Annotated in this window: 14 protein-coding genes and 1 pseudogene; 2 read left to right on the forward strand and 13 right to left on the reverse strand. The window is 71.3% G+C overall.

Annotation, left to right across the window (positions count from 1 at the left end):
- Positions 1–5 precede the first annotated feature (5 nt).
- From BLT28_RS14810 to BLT28_RS14820, 3 genes are all read right to left on the reverse strand, one after another.
- Complete coding sequence (locus BLT28_RS14810; protein WP_043811428.1) at positions 6–914, reverse strand: metal ABC transporter permease; 909 nt, start codon at positions 912–914, stop codon at positions 6–8.
- Between the two features lie 73 nt (positions 915–987).
- The gene (locus tag BLT28_RS14815; protein WP_030429509.1) at positions 988–1,716 is read right to left on the reverse strand and encodes a metal ABC transporter ATP-binding protein; all 729 of its coding nucleotides are present in this window, start codon (positions 1,714–1,716) and stop codon (positions 988–990) included.
- A 14-nt stretch (positions 1,717–1,730) separates the two neighbouring features.
- Entirely contained in the window at positions 1,731–2,633 is a 903-nt protein-coding gene (locus BLT28_RS14820) for a metal ABC transporter substrate-binding protein (protein WP_231950789.1), read from the reverse strand.
- A gap of 280 nt (positions 2,634–2,913) precedes the next feature.
- Between BLT28_RS14820 and BLT28_RS14825 the strand changes: the two genes are divergently transcribed.
- Positions 2,914–3,522 (forward strand): VOC family protein, encoded by a 609-nt coding sequence (locus tag BLT28_RS14825; protein WP_043811426.1) that lies wholly within the window; start codon positions 2,914–2,916, stop codon positions 3,520–3,522.
- Here the strand turns inward: BLT28_RS14825 and BLT28_RS14830 are convergent.
- Positions 3,509–4,396: an NADP-dependent oxidoreductase gene (locus BLT28_RS14830; protein WP_030429506.1), complete on the reverse strand. Its 888-nt coding sequence runs from the start codon at positions 4,394–4,396 to the stop codon at positions 3,509–3,511. The genes BLT28_RS14825 and BLT28_RS14830 overlap by 14 nt on opposite strands.
- Positions 4,397–4,495: 99 nt before the next feature.
- On the opposite strand from BLT28_RS14830, the gene BLT28_RS14835 reads away from it, so the two are divergent.
- The gene (locus BLT28_RS14835; protein WP_081900304.1) at positions 4,496–4,894 is read left to right on the forward strand and encodes a winged helix-turn-helix transcriptional regulator; all 399 of its coding nucleotides are present in this window, start codon (positions 4,496–4,498) and stop codon (positions 4,892–4,894) included.
- Positions 4,895–4,983: 89 nt separating this feature from the next.
- Here BLT28_RS14835 and BLT28_RS42695 read toward each other — a convergent pair.
- From BLT28_RS42695 to BLT28_RS14880, 9 genes and pseudogenes are all read right to left on the reverse strand, one after another.
- A pseudogene (locus tag BLT28_RS42695) lies at positions 4,984–6,093 on the reverse strand (cytochrome P450); the annotation flags it as partial.
- Positions 6,094–6,150: 57 nt separating this feature from the next.
- A complete protein-coding gene (locus tag BLT28_RS14845) occupies positions 6,151–6,951 on the reverse strand; it encodes an HpcH/HpaI aldolase/citrate lyase family protein (protein ID WP_030429503.1) in 801 nt (266 codons plus the stop codon).
- Entirely contained in the window at positions 6,948–8,135 is a 1,188-nt protein-coding gene (locus tag BLT28_RS14850) for a CaiB/BaiF CoA transferase family protein (protein ID WP_030429502.1), read from the reverse strand. The genes BLT28_RS14845 and BLT28_RS14850 overlap by 4 nt, the downstream gene beginning before the upstream one ends.
- Positions 8,132–9,037: a ribokinase gene (gene rbsK / locus BLT28_RS14855; protein WP_030429501.1), complete on the reverse strand. Its 906-nt coding sequence runs from the start codon at positions 9,035–9,037 to the stop codon at positions 8,132–8,134. Before rbsK ends, BLT28_RS14850 begins: the two co-directional genes overlap by 4 nt.
- Complete coding sequence (locus BLT28_RS14860; RefSeq protein WP_052407294.1) at positions 9,034–10,383, reverse strand: ADP-ribosylglycohydrolase family protein; 1,350 nt, start codon at positions 10,381–10,383, stop codon at positions 9,034–9,036. Before BLT28_RS14860 ends, rbsK begins: the two co-directional genes overlap by 4 nt.
- Positions 10,383–11,531, reverse strand: a complete 1,149-nt coding sequence (locus BLT28_RS14865; protein ID WP_030429499.1) for an ADP-ribosylglycohydrolase family protein — start codon at positions 11,529–11,531, stop codon at positions 10,383–10,385. The genes BLT28_RS14860 and BLT28_RS14865 overlap by 1 nt, the downstream gene beginning before the upstream one ends.
- A gap of 15 nt (positions 11,532–11,546) precedes the next feature.
- On the reverse strand, positions 11,547–13,577 hold the full coding sequence (locus BLT28_RS41370; protein ID WP_052407293.1) for an ADP-ribosylglycohydrolase family protein: 2,031 nt from the start codon (positions 13,575–13,577) through the stop codon (positions 11,547–11,549).
- Positions 13,574–14,851: an ABC transporter substrate-binding protein gene (locus BLT28_RS14875; RefSeq protein ID WP_030429497.1), complete on the reverse strand. Its 1,278-nt coding sequence runs from the start codon at positions 14,849–14,851 to the stop codon at positions 13,574–13,576. The genes BLT28_RS41370 and BLT28_RS14875 overlap by 4 nt, the downstream gene beginning before the upstream one ends.
- On the reverse strand, positions 14,848–15,651 hold the full coding sequence (locus BLT28_RS14880) for a carbohydrate ABC transporter permease (protein WP_030429496.1): 804 nt from the start codon (positions 15,649–15,651) through the stop codon (positions 14,848–14,850). The genes BLT28_RS14875 and BLT28_RS14880 overlap by 4 nt, the downstream gene beginning before the upstream one ends.

Below are 15,651 nucleotides of genomic sequence, written 5' to 3' on the forward strand. Positions count from 1 at the left end.
GGTCCCTACCTTACGGAGCCTCTTTCGGAGATGGCGTTCCGGCGCTTCGTCGCTGACGCTCGACCCCGCGAGCGGGTCTTCGATCTGTTCGCGAGCAGGCCCCGGCGCGGCGCGAACAGGTAGACGACCGCGAACACGACCGCCTGGCAGAGCACGATCGTCCCGCCGGTCGAGCTGTCCACGTGGAAGCTCAGGTAGGTGCCCAGCACGCAACTGCTCACCGAGACGGCGACCGCGATCATGAGCATCCGCTCGAAGCGGTCGGTCAGCAGGTACGCGGTCACGCCTGGGGTGATCAGCATGGCGGAGACCAGGATGATGCCCACCGCCTGCAGGGCGACCACGACGGTCAGCGCGAGCAGCATGAGCAGCAGCGCGCCCAACCGCTTGGGCCGCAGGCCGATCGCGTGCGCGTGCACCGGGTCGAAGGCGTAGAGCGTGAGGTCGCGGCGCTTGTGGAAGACCACGGCCAGCGTCAGCGCGCCGATGCCGAGGACCTGCGCGATATCGCTGTCGGAGACGCCGAGGACGTTGCCGAACAGGATGTGGTTGAGGTCGATCTGGCTCGGCGTCTTGGACACCAGGACGAGGCCGAGGGCGAACAGGCCGGTGAACACCACGCCGATCGCCGCGTCGCCCTTGATCCGCGTCGTGTCCCTGACCACGCCGATCAGCGTCACGGCGAGCCCGCCGAAGAGGAAGGCACCCACCGCGAACGGCAGCCCGAAGATGTAGGAGAGCACGACCCCGGGCAGCACCGCGTGCGCGATGGCGTCGCCGAGCAGCGACCAGCCGATCAGCGTCACCCAGCACGAGAGCACCGCGCACACGAGCCCGGCGACGGCGCTGACGAGCAGGGCCCGCCGCATGAAGTCGAACTGCAACGGCTCGGTGAGCCAGTCGATGACTGTCATGACAGCGCCTCCGCTGAGAACTGTGGCGATGGCCCCTCGGCTGAGCGGCGCACCTCGGCGCGGACGTCGGCGGTCACGCGACCACCCCGTCCAGCCCGAACGCCCGGCCCAGGTGCTCCGCCGAGAGCGCGGTCTCGATGTCCGAATGCAACAACACCTTCCGGCGCAACAAGATGGCTTCGTCGCACAGGGCGGGCACGCCCGCGAGGTCGTGGGTGGAGACCACGATCGTGCGGCCCTCGTCGCGCAGCGAACGCAGCAGCTCGACGATGGTGGCCTCGGAGCGCTTGTCCACCCCGGCGAAGGGCTCGTCGAGGAACAGCAGCCGCGCTTCCTGGGCGATTCCCCTTGCCACGAAAGCACGTTTGCGCTGGCCACCGGAGAGTTCGCCGATCTGCTTGCCCGCGAACTCAGTCAGCCCGACACGCTCCAGGGCCGCGTCGACCGCCGCGCGATCCGCCGCCTTCAGCCGACGGGCACCACCGAGCGCGCCGTAGCGCCCCATCGACACGACGTCGACGACGCGCACCGGGAAAGCCCAGTCGACCGCCTCGGACTGCGGAACGTAGGCGACCAGTCCTTCTCGGCGCGCGACGGCGGGGTCCTTGTCGTGCAAGGTGATCGCGCCGCGATCGGGCTTCACCAGGCCGATCAGCGACTTGAACAGGGTCGACTTCCCCGAGCCGTTCATGCCGAGCAGGCCGCAGATCCGCCCGCGCTCCACCGTGACGTCCACGTCGTCCAGCGCGAGCACGTCCCCGTAGTGGACGGTGAGTCCCCTGGCTTTGACAGCGGTGCTCATGTCGGCGGTGCTCATCATTTTCTCCCGGTCAGCCCCGCGACGACGGTCTCCGCGTCGTAGCGCAGCAAGCGCAGGTAGGTCGGCACGGGCCCACCCTCCTCGGAGAGCGAGTCGACGTAGAGCGTGCCGCCGAGCCGTGCGCCGGTCTCGCGCGCGACCTGCTGCTGGGCCTTGTCGTTGACGGTGGACTCGCAGAACACAGCGGGCACGGCGTTCTCCCTGACGAAGGTGACGGTCGCGGCGATCTGTTGCGGGGTACCCTCCTCGTCGCTGTTCACCGGCCAGAGGTAGGCCTCGCGCAGACCGGCGTCGCGGGCCAGGTAGGAGAAGGCGCCCTCGCAGGTGACCAGCGCGCGTTGGCTGGGCGGGAGCTTGCCCAGCTCGGAGCGCAGGAACGTGTCGATCTCCGTCAGCTGCGCCTCGTAGCGCTCCGCGTTGGCCTTGAAGACCGCGGCGTTGCGCGGGTCCAGCTCGGACAGGGCCGTGACGATGTTGCGCACGTAGATCCGCGCGTTCGCCGGGGACATCCACGCGTGCGGGTTGGCTTTGCCCTCGTACTGGCCGCTGCGGATCGGGATCGGCTCGACCCCCGCGCTGAGCGTGGCCCGCTTGGCGTCCACCCCGCGCACGAAGCGGTCGAACCAGCGCTCCAGGCCGAGACCGTTCTCCAGCACCAGGTCCACGCCCGCGCCCTTCTTCAGGTCGCTCGGCGTCGGCTCGTACTCGTGGATCTCCGCGCCCGGCTTGGTGATCGACTCGACCTCGACGGCGTCCCCGGCCACCGCCCTGGTCATGTCCGCGAGCACGGTGAAGGTGGTCAGCACCCGTTTGCGCTCACCCGCTCCCCGGGCATCCGAGCAGCCGGCGATCAGCAGGGCGACGGCCACCAGCACCGCGCCCCTCTTTCGGCGCGACATCACTCGACTTTTCGGCATGCCGAAAACACTATCGGAGGACGCGCCCGGGGACGAGGCGTCGTTCGTCACGGATCAGTTGCGGGGAGGAGCCGGGCCGACGCGGAGCGGTGCCCGGGCCGGGAGGCCGCGGACAGCGGCAGGGCCCGGCCGCCGGGCGACGGCGCTGAATGCTCCACTGTGGACTCTTTGGGTTTTCACCGACTATTTCCCCGGAACCCTGGGCAACGCGGTCGGGCTGCCGATACGGTCGGCGCTTCCCCGAGCGGCCTCGGAGTAGCCCATGCTGGACCATCTCGTCTACGCGGTACCCGATCTCGACGACGGCGTCGCCGAACTGGCGCGGCTGACCGGCCTGCGCGCCTCACCTGGCGGACGGCACCAGGGCTTCGGCACGCACAACGCCCTGCTGGGACTGGACAACCGGACCTTCCTGGAGGTCATCGCGCCGGACCCGGCCCAGCCCGCCCCGCGCAGGCCCCGGCTGTTCGGCATCGACGGGATCGAACAACCCCGGCTGGTCGGCTGGGTGTTCCGCACCACCGACCTGCCGGGGCTGATCGCGCGGACCCGCGGCGTCGGCCTGGAACCGGGCGACGCGATGGAGATGGTCCGCAACCGCCCGGACGGCACGCGGCTGGCCTGGCGGCTGACCAGCGCGCTGTCCGGCGACCTGACCCCGACCTTCATCGACTGGGGCACCACCGAGCACCCGAGCACCGGCCTGCCCGGCGGGCTGCGGCTGCAGTCCCTCACGGTCCGGCACCCGCAGCCCGTGCGCTTCGGCGCGGCACTGCGCTCCCTCGGCATCGCCTACCCGGTGGAGCAGGGCAGGCAGCCCCAGCTGATCGCGCACTTCCACGGTCCGGGCGGCGGCCTCATCCTCGACTGACGCGCAGCACGAGCTTGCCGCGCAGGCCGCCCGCCGCCGCCCTGCGGTGCGCCTCGGCCGCGTCGGCCAGCGGCAGCACGTCGGCGACCCGCGTGCTGAGCCCGGAGGCGACCAGCTCGCGCAGCCTGGCCGCGTCCGGCTCCACCTCGACCCGCGAGACCCGGACGCCGCGCTCCGGCTCCGGCAGGCCGTGCGGGACCACCGCGACGAAGGCGCCGCCGTCGCGGACCGCACCGATCAGCGAAGGCCCGGCCACCCCGGCGTCGAGCACCGCGTCCACCCGCTGCCGGTCCAGGTCCGCACGGCCGATCACCTCCTTCGCGCCGAGCCCGGCGACGTGGTCCTCGTCCCCGGCGGAGGCCACGGCGACGACGTCGATCCCGGCCCGCGCGGCGAGCTGCACCGCGTAGCCGCCGACCGCGCCGCTCGCCCCGGTCACCAGCAACTTCTGTCCACTGTGGACGCCGAGCAGGCCGAGGGCCTGGCTCGCGGTGAGCGCGTTGAGCGGGATGGTGGCCGCGGCGACCAGGTCGGCGTCCTCCGGCAACGGCGCCAGCCACCCGGGCTCGACGCTGACCACCTCGGCGTAGGTGCCCTCGTGCGCGGAGGCGAACCAGGGCACCATGCCGACGACGCGCTGGCCCGCGTGGAAGCCCTCGGCCGCCTCGACCACCGTGCCCGCCAGGTCCCACCCGAGGACGAGGGGCTTCGGGAACTCCCCCATCACACCGGCCCGGATCCCCTGGTCCACCGGGTTGATCGTGCTCGCGGCGACCCGGACCCTGACCCGGCCCGGCCGCGCCTCCGGCTCCGGGCGCTCGGCCAGACGCAGCACCTCGGGGCCGCCGTACTCGGACAGTTCGATGACTCTCACGGCATTTCCTCCTTCGTGTGGGGAACAGCCTGCGACGGGCGCGTGTTGTCCGGAAGGAGGCACTTCGAAGTGCCATGGGGAGGAGCAGGTGTCGTGACGATGACCGCGCAGCAGCGCCGTGATGTGGAGAAGGCCGAGCACGAGGCGTTCCTCGCCGCGTGCCCCACGTTCCACCTGCTGGCGATGATCGGTGACAAGTGGACGGCGTTGGTGCTGGCCGAGCTGGCGTCGGGCCCGCGCAGGCACAGCGAGCTGCGGGCGGCCCTGCCCAGCGCGAGCCAGAAGATGCTCACGCACACCCTCCGCTGCGCCGAGTACGACGGCCTGCTCACCCGCACCGTCACGGCGAGCGTTCCCGCGCGCGTCGACTACGAGCTGACCCCGCTGGGCGCTTCGCTGCTCCCCGTGCTGGCCACCATCAAGACCTGGGCGGAGGACCACATGGACGAGGTCTTCGCCGCCCGTGCCGCCGCGCACGCCCAGCTCAACTCCGGGTGACGGGGAGGCTGAGGGGGGCCGGTGGCGGGGCGCCAGCGCACGGGGCCCGCGAGGCGAAGGGACGGCATGCGCTCTGCCAGGGTGCGGAAGACGATCTCCGTCTCGATGCGGGCGAGGCGCGCGCCCAGGCAGTAGTGGATTCCGCTGGAGAAAGCCAGGTGCTCGGGCACTCCGGCGCGGGTGATGTCGAAGCGGTGCGGGTCGGCGAACACCGCCGCGTCACGGTTGCCCGCCGCGATCAGCACGGCGACCATCTGACCGGCCTTGATCCGCTGCCCGGCCAGCTCGACGTCGGTGTGCGCGATCCGCACCGTCGCCTGCACAGGCGGTTCGTAGCGCAGCGTCTCCTCGACGACGGCCGCGGCCAAGGACGGATCAGCGCGCAGCAGCTCCCACTGGGAACGGTTGCGCAGCAGCGAGATCACGCCGTTGCCGATCAGGTTGACGGTGGTCTCGAAGCCCGCGATCAGTAGCAGCATCGCCATGCCGAACAGTTCCCGCGCGGTCAGTTTCTCCTCCCCCAGCGCCACTGTGAGGTCGCCGATCACGTCTCCGCGGGGCTCCCGCACCAGTCGCTCGAACAGCGCCTCGGCAGCGGCGATCAGCTCCTTCGCCTGGCGCACCGGACGAACACCACCGAGTGCCGCGCCGACCAGGGCGCCGTACTCGGCGAAGCGCGCTCGATCAACCGGGGGAACGCCGAGCAGGTCGCTGACCACGGCGATCGGCAACGGGGCCGCCACTTCGGTGACGAGGTCGAACCGATCGGGAACGCGGGAGAGGAAGTCCTCCACCATCCAGCCGATGCGCGGGCGGTAGCTCTCGACGCTCCTCGGCGTGAAGGCCGGAGCGGCCAGGCGGCGCAGCCGTGTGTGGTCCGGCGGGTCCATGTCGAGGAAGCTCTCCGGGAAGTGCTCCTGCACCGACCCGAGCCCGGGCATGGTCACGCCCTCGGCGGTCTTCATGCCGAAGCGCCGGTCCCGCAGCACCTGGTCGCACAGCGCGAAGGACGACACCGCCCTGATCCCGGACGGGGCGCGGTACACCGGCCCCTTCGCCCGGATCCGTTCGTAGAGCGGGTAAGGATCTTCCAGCCAGCGCGGTCGTCCGAGTTGCGCGAACAGATCTCCGAAGGCGGACAGCAGCCGTGCCGCGGCCTTGGCCGCGCCGACCTGGGCACCGATCCGGAGTGTGTTCATCCCTTCACGGCAGGCAGGCCCGCGCGACCGTGCCGCCGATGCCGAAGAACGTCGAAATTATTCCCCTGCAAGGGAAAGCGTGCGCCTGGCGCCTTCGACCAGTGCCGCGTCGACGAACCGGCCGTCGGGCAGGGCGAGCGCACCGGCGTCGGTGAGCGCGGCCTCGACGATCTCGCGCGCCCTGGCCAGCTCGGTTTCCGTCGGCCGGTAAGCGTTCGCGATGGTCTCCAGCTGTGCGGGGTGGATCGCGGCGCGGCCGAGGAATCCCAGTGCCCGGCCCCGTTCACAGGAGCGGCGCAGCCCTTCCAGGTCGCGCACGTTCGTGTACACCGACTGGGCAGGAGGAGGCAGACCCGCCGCCCGTGCCGCCACGATCACGCGACTCCGCGCCCAGGTCAAACCATCCTCTGTGGACAAACTGAGGTCGGCCGACAGATCGGCCTCGCCCAGCGCGATCCCGGCCACACCCGCGGAGGCGATCTCGAAGGCCCGCTCCACCCCGAGCGCCGACTCCAGCAGCGGCACCAGCGCCAGTCCGGGAGCGCGCTCGGCGACGCGGCGCACGTCGAGCGGATCGACGACCTTGGGCAGCCGAAGTCCGCTCACCCCGGGCAACCCGGCAAGAGCGGCGATGTCGGCGTCCGCCAGCGGCCCGTCCAACGCGTTGACGCGCACGTGCACCGGAACGGGTGCGGGCTCGGCGAGCACGTCCTTCGCGGCATCCCGCGCATAGGACTTGCGATCCGGAGCGACCGCGTCCTCCAGGTCGACGATCACCACGTCGGCACCGGACGCGAACGCCTTCACCACCCGATCCGGCCGGTCGGCGGGAACGTAGAGCCAGGTCAGCGCGGTCACACCACACCCCGGGCACGCAGGTCGGCGATCTCCGCCTCGGAAAGCCCGAGCCCGCCGAGCACTTCGTCGGTGTCGGCGCCGTGCGGGCGGCCCGCCCACCGGATCTCCCCCGGCGTCTCGGAGAGGCGGAACAGGACGTTCTGCATCAGCACCGAGCCCAGCTCCGGATCGGGCACCCGCGTGAGCGTGCCGAGCGCCTCGTACTGCGGGTCCTCCAGCACGTCGCGCACGTCGTAGATCGGAGCGACCGCAGCCTCCGCGCGCTCGAACTCCGCCATCACCTCGTCGCGGGTGTGCTTGGCGATCCAGCCGCCAACGGCCTCGTCCAGCACGTCCGCGTGCGCGGCGCGCTCAACCCCGGAGGCGAACCACGGCTCGTCGATCAGGTCCTCGCGTCCGACGAGGCGCATGACGCGCTCCGCGATGCTCTGCGCCGACGTGGAGACAGCGACCCACTTGTCGTCGGAAGTCCGATAAGTGTTGCGGGGCGCGGTGTTCATCGACCGGTTGCCGGTGCGCGGCTGAACGTAGCCGAGCTGGTCGTACCAGATCGGCTGCGGTCCGAGCACGGTGAGGATCGGCTCGATGATCGCGAGGTCGACCACCTGCCCCTTGCCGGTGCTCGCCCGCCCGTTGAGCGCGGCCATCACCGCGTACGCCGTGGTCAGCGCGCTGATCGAGTCGGCGAGCCCGAAGGGCGGCAACGTGGGCGGACCGTCCGGCTCACCGGTGATCGCGGCGAACCCGCTCATCGCCTCGGCCAGCGTGCCGAACCCCGCCCGCCGCGCCGACGGCCCGAACTGGCCGAAACCGGTGACCCGCGCCAGCACCAGGCCCGGGTTGGCCTCGGACAACCGCTCGTAGCCGAGGTTCCACCGCTCCAGCGTGCCGGGGCGGAAGTTCTCGATCACCACGTCGCAGGTCTCGACCAGCTTCAGCACCAGGGCCTGACCGTCCGATGAGGACAGATCGATGGTGGTGGTCTTCTTGTTGCGGCCCAGCAGCTTCCACCACAGGCCGATCCCGTCCTTGGCCGGTCCGTGCCCCCGCGAGGGGTCCGGCCTGCGCGGGTGCTCCACCTTGATCACCTCGGCGCCGAAGTCACCGAGCAGGGTCGCCGCGAGCGGCCCCGCGAACAGGGTGGACATGTCCAGCACCCGCAGCCCGTCGAGCGGTCCGGTCATCGCCGTCCTTCCTCCTCGCCCGCCACCAGGGCCTCGATCTCGGCGCGCTCCGGCATCGAGCTGGACGCGCCCGGTCGCTGCACCGCGAGGGCCGCCGCGGCACTGGCCCAGGTCAACGCCTCGACGACCGGCTTGGCCTCGCCGAGCGCCACCGCGAGCGCGCCGACGAACGTGTCACCGGCAGCGGTGGTGTCCACCGCGGTCACCGCGAAGGCGGGCACTCTGACCTGCTCCTCGCCGCGCGCCGCGTACAGGCAGCCCTGCTCGCCGAGGGTCACGACCGCGACGGGGACGCGGTCGAGCAGCCACTCGATCGTCTTGTCCAGATCGTCCACTCCGGACAGTGCGCGCGCCTCGTGCTCGTTCGGCACGATTATGTCCACATTGGACAGCAGCGCGTCCGGGAGATCCTGGGTCGGCGCCGGGGTGAGCACGACCTTCGTGCCGTTCGCCCTGGCGACCTCGGCTCCCGCGATCGCGGCGGCCATCGGTGCTTCGAGCTGCAACAGCAGGAAGTCGGCCGCGGCGATCCGCTCCGCGTCGCCCTCCTCGGTTCCGGTGATCGTCGCGTTCGCCGACGGCACCACGACGATGGAGTTCCCGCCGTCGTCGTCGACGACGATGTGCGCGGTGCCCGTGGGGCCGGGAACGGTGCGCAGCCCCGCGACGTCCACTCCGGACTCCGCGAGCGTCCGCCGCACCGGCTCACCGAAGGAGTCGTCGCCGACCGCGCCGATCATCGCGACGCTGCCACCGGCTCGCGCGGCGGCGATCGCCTGGTTCGCGCCCTTGCCACCGGGGACCGTGCGGAACTCCCGCCCCATCACGGTTTCCCCGAGGGCGGGCGCGACGGCCACGTACGTGGTCAAGTCCATGCTGGCGCTGCCAAGCACGACGATCATCGCTTTCCCTTCCCCGCAACGGCGACCGTCCGCGCAGCAAGCTCGTCGAAGCCGATCCCGTCCATCCCGGCGACGGTCGTCGCGAGCCGGTTCTTCAGCGGATCCGTCCACTCCCGCGGTAGCGCGTCAACTCCGAGGCGCGCACCGAGGAGCGAACCGACCGTCGCACCGTTGGAGTCGGTGTCCCAACCGCCCGCGACGACTCGGCAGATCGACGCCTCGAAGTCACCGCGGCCGTGCACGACCGCGGCCGCGACGAGCGCGCAGTTGTTCACCGCGTGCACCCAGTGCAGGTGTCCGTGGCTGTCGTAGATGCGGTCGAGGACGCGGCCCCAGTCCTCTTCTTCTTGCGCGGCAACGATTGCATCGCGAACCGCGACGGCGAGCCTGGATTGCGGCGGGACAACCGAGAGCCCTGCTCGCAGCCACAGCAACGGTTCGTCCAGCACTGCTGCCGCGGACACCGCTGCCGCGACGAACATCGCTCCGTACACACCGTTGGCGGTGTGGCTGAGGACCGCGTCCCGCCACGCCGCTTCGGCCGCGGCGCCCGGCTTGCCGGGGTTGATCCAGCCGAAGAGGTCAGCCCTGATCTGCGCGCCGATCCACTCGCGGAACGGGTTGCGGTAGCTCGCCGTCTCCGGGGGTGAGTGACCCAGCAACAGGTTCCGGTACGCGATGCGCTCGGCCGTGAAGGTCCGCCCCGCGGGCAGTTCGGCCAGCCACAGGTCCGCGACGTCCTCGGTGGTGAAGCCGGGACCGGTGCGCTCCAACAGCGTGAGCGCCAGCAACGGGTAGTTGAGGTCGTCGTCCTCCGGCATCCCGTCGATGTTCTCGATCAGGCTGGTCGGCCTGCTGCGCCGGTTCCACGGCCACCGCGTCGCGATCTCCTCGGGCAGCCCGACCTCGGTGAAGTACTGCCGGATCGGCCAGTTCCCGGTGGCGCGGGCGATCTCCTCGATCCCGGCGCGGGGGATCTTCTCCACCGGCTTGCCGAGCAGGCAGCCCACCGCGCGGCCCAGCCAGGCACCGTGCACCCGGCCCAGTTCCGGCTCGTGTGAACCGCAGTCGTCCGTCCACTGCGGGCACAGAGCCTTGATCTCCACGAGCCCTGTCGGCTCCGTCGTCGCTCCCGGCAGCAGCGCGAGCTCGTCCAGCAGTTCTCCCGCCAACGCGCGCAGTTCGGCGGAAGCCGGTGAAGGCGAGGCCCCGGCCAGCGCCGGGCTCAGCTCACCACCGGCGTCCAGCCACCGACGCGCGACCGCGCTCGCGTCACGGCCGTCCTCCTCGGCCTGCCGCAGCTCATGGCCGACCAGGTCCTCGGGCTGCACCCAGGACAGGCGCATCACGCCCGCCCGGCGAGCAGCACGCGGAACGCGTCCTCGTGCTCCCTGCGTCGGCGCACATCGCGCTCGAAGATCTCGCGGGCGACCTCCGCCAACGCGACGGCCGGAGCCTCCAGGTCGAGCCTGCTGGCCTCCGCGACGCGCTCGCGCCACTCCAGCGGCACATCGGCGAGACCGTTGAGGGCACCGGAGATCGCGCCGCCCATGCTCGCGATCGAGTCGCAGTCCCTGCCGTAGTTCACACCGCCGAGGATCGTCCCCCGGGTGTCGCCACGCGAGACCACGAGCATGCCCAGCGCGATCGGCAGCTCCTCGATCGAGTGCAGCCTGCTCGGCCTGCGGGCGCCGAGGCCCGGCTTGCGGTACTCCGGGCCGACCGTGTCGAAGGGCTCGACCGCGTCCCGCAGCACGGGGATCGCGGCCTCCCAGTCGTCGTACTTGCACGCGGCCTCGCACACCGCCGCGATCGCCGCACGGGTGCCGTCCTTGGCCAGCCGCAGGCAGTCCGCGACCACACTGTCCACAGTGGAGTCCGGGTGGAACGCCGAGGCGACACCGGCGGCGAAGACCGCGGCGGCCTCCCTGCCGTAGCTGGACTGGTGCGGCCCGGCGACCTCGACGGCCTCGGCGTACGCGGCGTCCGGGTTGCCCGCGTTGACCACGCCCACGGGAGCCATGTACATCGCGGCGCCGCAGTTGACGATGTTGCCGACACCGGCCTCGCGCGGATCGACGTGCCCGTAGTGCAGGCGCGCGACGATCCACTTCTCCGCGAGGAAGATGCGTTGCAGCGGCAACGCTTCCGCCTCCAGCTCGGGGATCCAGACCTTATTCCCGATCAGCTCGGGCACCAGGTGCTCGGCGATCGAGTACGCGTCGATGTGGTCGCGCACCTTGCTGTAGACCCGGACCAGCGCGTGGGTCATCAGGGTGTCGTCGGTGACGTTGCCGTCGCCCTTGTGGTACGGCGCGATCGGCCGCGCGTCGCGCCAGTTCTCGTAGAAGGGCGGCACGATCCCCTGGATGCGGCCTCCGTAGCGCTCGACCAGGTCCTCCGGCGTCCAGCCCTCGGCGGGTCCGCCGAGCGCGTCACCGACAGCGGCCCCGACCAGGCAGCCCTTGGCGCGGTCCTCCAGGGGTTTCGACACTGCTCCCGTCCTCCTTCAGTTGCCGCGGGCGGTGATGCGGCCCGCGAGGTCGATGAGATCCGTCCCGGCCAGCCACGGCAGGCTCGTCCCGCGCAGCTCCCGGCAGCTCGCCCGCCAGGTCAGCGGCACCTCCCCGGACAGCGCCCCGGCGAGGGCGCCGGTCAGCGCGGGCGCGGAATCGGCCAGCCGGGACAGGCACGCGGCGGCCGAGACCGCCTCGCCGAAGCGCGCCCCGGACGCCAGCACCAGGGCCAGCGCGACCGGGACGGTCTCCGCGGCGGCGATGCCGTAGCTGTACACGTGGTCGACGATCCCGTTCTCCAGCAAGGGGATCATGCTGAACGTGTCACTGTTCCGCCCATAGTGGACAGCACGTCGGGCGTTGCGGCCGATCTCGCTGCCTTCCGGCAGCTCCAGCAGCGCAGCGTCGACGGCCTCCCGCGGTGTGGCACCGCCGAGCGCCGCGGAGATCGCCGCGGCCATCGCGCGCGCCCCGAGCACCCCGTCACCGTCCTGGGTGTGCCGCGCGTCGACCTCGGCCAGCGCGGCGGCGCCAGCGGGATCGCCCGGCAGCAACGTCGCCAGCCCCACGGCTCGGGCGCACGCGGCGTCGTCGAAGAAGTGCGGGTTGTCGTGGCCGCTCGCGGGTGGGCGCAGCCCCTTGGCCAGGTTGGCGAGCCCGACTCGCACGGAGATCCGCGCGGTGACCGGCTGCTGGTCGCTGCCCGCCAGCTCGATCCACGCGGTCCGCAGCGCGTCGGCTCCGTCCACCGCGGCGAGCGCGGAGAAGACCGCCCACTCGGCGTCGTCGGACGGCGCGAGCCGGAGCGCTTCCGTCGGCTGGTTCAACGCCATCGGCACGGGCAGGCTGCTCACCCCGTGCTCCTCGGCGAAGGTGTCCAGCTCGCGGGCCAGGCGCCGCGTCCACGCGGGCAGCTTCCCCGCCCGGTGCTTCGCGGCCGGCCACCCCAGCGCGTCGCCCACGGCCAGCCCGATCAGCGCGCCGACCACGCTCCCGCCCTGGCGCTTCGTCCGCACGTGGTGAACGGCCGTGGGGGTTTGCTGCGGAAGATGATGATCGACGCGGGGGTTCGTGGTACGTGGAGACGGGGGGACCCGGGTGGCGTGGAGGGTGCTGGCCACAGTGGTGATGTGGTGCCCGGCCACCGCGCTGATGCAGGCGCCGCGGACCGGGCCGATCTGCTCGGGCCACTCCTGGGGGACGGCGGCCTCACCGTTGAGCGCGCCGGCGATCGCACCCGCGATCGCCGCGGTGGTGTCGGCGTCGCGGCCCATGTTGACCGCGGTGAGGATCGCGGAGCGGACGTCGCCCCGCGCCAGGACGAGCGCTCCGAACGCCAGTGCGACGGCCTCCGGCGCGAGATCCGTCCACGGGTAGTCGCGCACGACCACCGCGTTCAGCATCTCGTCTTCCGACTGCGCCGCAACGGCTTCGCGGATCGCGCGAGATGTCCACGAGTCCTCGGGGATCACCGCGAGGCCCGCCGCGATCGCCTCGTCCAGCGATGCTCCGCCCATCGCCGCGGCGACGGCGCCCGCGACGGCCTGGCCGCCGAGGATGCCCTCACCCTCGTGACTGATCGAGCCGTCTACCGCGACCAGGCGCGCGGCCTCCGCCGGGTCACCGGCCGCGAACACCCCGAAAGGCGTGGCGCGCATGGCGAGGCCATCGCTCCACCCGTGCCGGTGCTGGGCGCTGAGCGGGGCCGCGAGACCGCGTCGCAGGTTCTCCACGGTCCCGCGCTCGCTGAACCCGGCGCCCTTCAGCGGCTGGTCCACAATGGACTCCCGCCAGGCCTTCTCCACGTCCGAAGGCGAGAGCGCCGCGCCGTGCTCGATCAGCAGCAGCGCGGAGAACACCGCGTACTCGGTGTCGTCCGTGCCGACCGGATCGTCGGAGACGAAGTCCTCGACGCGGCCCCAGCGCCGGGCGATCTCCGCCCGCGACAGGTTCTCCGCGGGCGCGCCGAGGGCGTCACCCACCGCGAGCCCGAGGAGCGCTCCCCTGGCCTTCTCGACCGTCATCGCTGGTACCTGGCCAACACTCGGTTCCCGTCCTCGGTCAGTTTCCGGCTCAGCTCGTCAATACTGATCTGGTTCCGGAAGTACTGCTGGAAAGCCGGGGTGGCGATCTTGTCCTTCCACTCCGCGTAGCCGCGCACCCGCTGCGACGGCGAGGTGCGCAAGGCCGCGCCCGCCGCGACGCCGACGTTCCAGCCGAACTCCGTCGTGTTCAGCTCCGGAGCGGCCATCGCCTTCGTGCTGGTCGGCAGCATCCAGTCCCCCAGCGCCAGCCGCGCGGTGTTGCGCGGGTTGACCAGATGGTCGATGAATTCCATGGCTTCCCGCTTGTGCGGGCTGTCTTCGGAGATCGACAGGGTCTGCGGGCTCACGCCCTGTTCCGGTCCGGTCCCGGACAGCGGCGGCAAGGTCACCCAGTCGAAGCCCTTCGGCGCCTGCTGGCGCATCTGCTGCCGGTAGGACAGGCCGAGCGAGACCATGGCGTACTTGCCCGCGAAGAACCCGGGCAGCGAGTCCGACCCGCTCATGCCCAGCGCGCCGGGCGCCGCCGAGCCGTCGGTGTGCAGCTGCGCGTGCACGCGCTGGAGCACCTGCCGCTCGGCCGGGCCGACGTCGGCCAGCACCTTGCCGTCCCGCGGGTAGAAGAACCTCCCGTCGAAGTTCAGCGCGAGGTTCAACATCGTGCTGACGGGCTGCTTCATCGGCCAGGCGAAGCCGTACTGGTCGGCCTTGCCGTCGCCGGAGGTGTCCCTGGTCAGCTTCTTGCTGATCTCGGCGAACTCGTCCCAGGTCCACGGCCTGTCCGGGGTCGGGAAGCGCACGCCCGCCTGGGTGAGCAGCGCGCGGTTGGCCAGGATCACCTTGGGCTCCTGGAGGAACGGCACCCCGTAGACGCCCTGCTTGAAGCGCGTGGTCTCCCAGGTGGCCTCCGGGATGTCGGCCTTCAGGCCCGCGGGCAGCAGGGTGGTGAGGTCGGCGAGGTAGCCGCCGTGGGCGAACTCCGAGAGGTCGTCGGAGGAGTTGTGGATGACGTCGGCGGCCTCACCGCCCGCGAAGGAGGTGAGCAGCTGGTCGTGGATGCTGTCCCAGCTGCCCGGCACGTACTCCACCTGCACCCTGGGGTGGGTGCGGTTCCACTCCGCCACGATCTGCTTGTTCACCGCGACGGATTCCTTCTGCCAGGCCAGGCTGAGGAAACGCAGCTTCACCACGTCGGACTTGGGCGTGGCCGAGCACCCGACGAGCGCGAGCACCATCAGGACGAGGATCCGCTTCATCCCTTCACCGCCCCGGTAAGCATGCCGGCGGTCAGCCGGCGCTGGATGAACATGAAGAACAGCAGGCTCGGGATCGTGGTCACCAGCGCGGCCGCGGCGAGCGGGCCGAGGTCGGCGACGCCCTCCGCGCCGAGGAACCTGGTCAGCAGCACGGGAAGCGTCTGCTTCTCCGGCGTCTTCAGCAGCACCAGCGCGAAGAAGAACTCGTTCCACGCGCTGATGAAGGAGAACATCACCGTCGCGACGAGACCGGGGGTGAGCAGCGGGAAGACGATGTGCCACAACGCCTTTCCCCGGCTCGCACCATCGACGGAGGCGGCTTCCTCCAGCTCCGGCGGGATCGCGCGGACGTAGCCCTGGATCATCCAGAGCGTGAAGGGCAGGTTCCACACCACGTAGACCATGACCAGCCCGGCCTGCGAGTCCACCAGGTAGAAGCTCTTGAGCAGCAGGAACAACGGGATGATCACGAGCACGAACGGGAACATCTGGCTGACCAGGATCCAGCCCGTGGTCAGCCGGGTCAGCGTCGAGCGGTAGCGCGCGAGCACGTAGGCGGCGGGCACCGCGAGCACCATCGTGATCAGCGACGAGGACACCGCGATGGTGAGGCTGTTCATGCCCGCCTGCAACAGCGGCTGCTCGGTGAACGCGGTCGAGAAGTTCGCCGTGGTCGCCTCGCGCGGAATCCACGTCGGGTCGATCGAGGCCAGCTCGCGCGGCCCCTTGAAAGCGGTGGAAACCAGCCACACCAAGGGGAATCCGAGGAAGACGAGGTAGCACAGGAGTGCTGTGTACAT

This window comes from Allokutzneria albata (assembly GCF_900103775.1).
Classification (GTDB): domain Bacteria; phylum Actinomycetota; class Actinomycetes; order Mycobacteriales; family Pseudonocardiaceae; genus Allokutzneria; species Allokutzneria albata.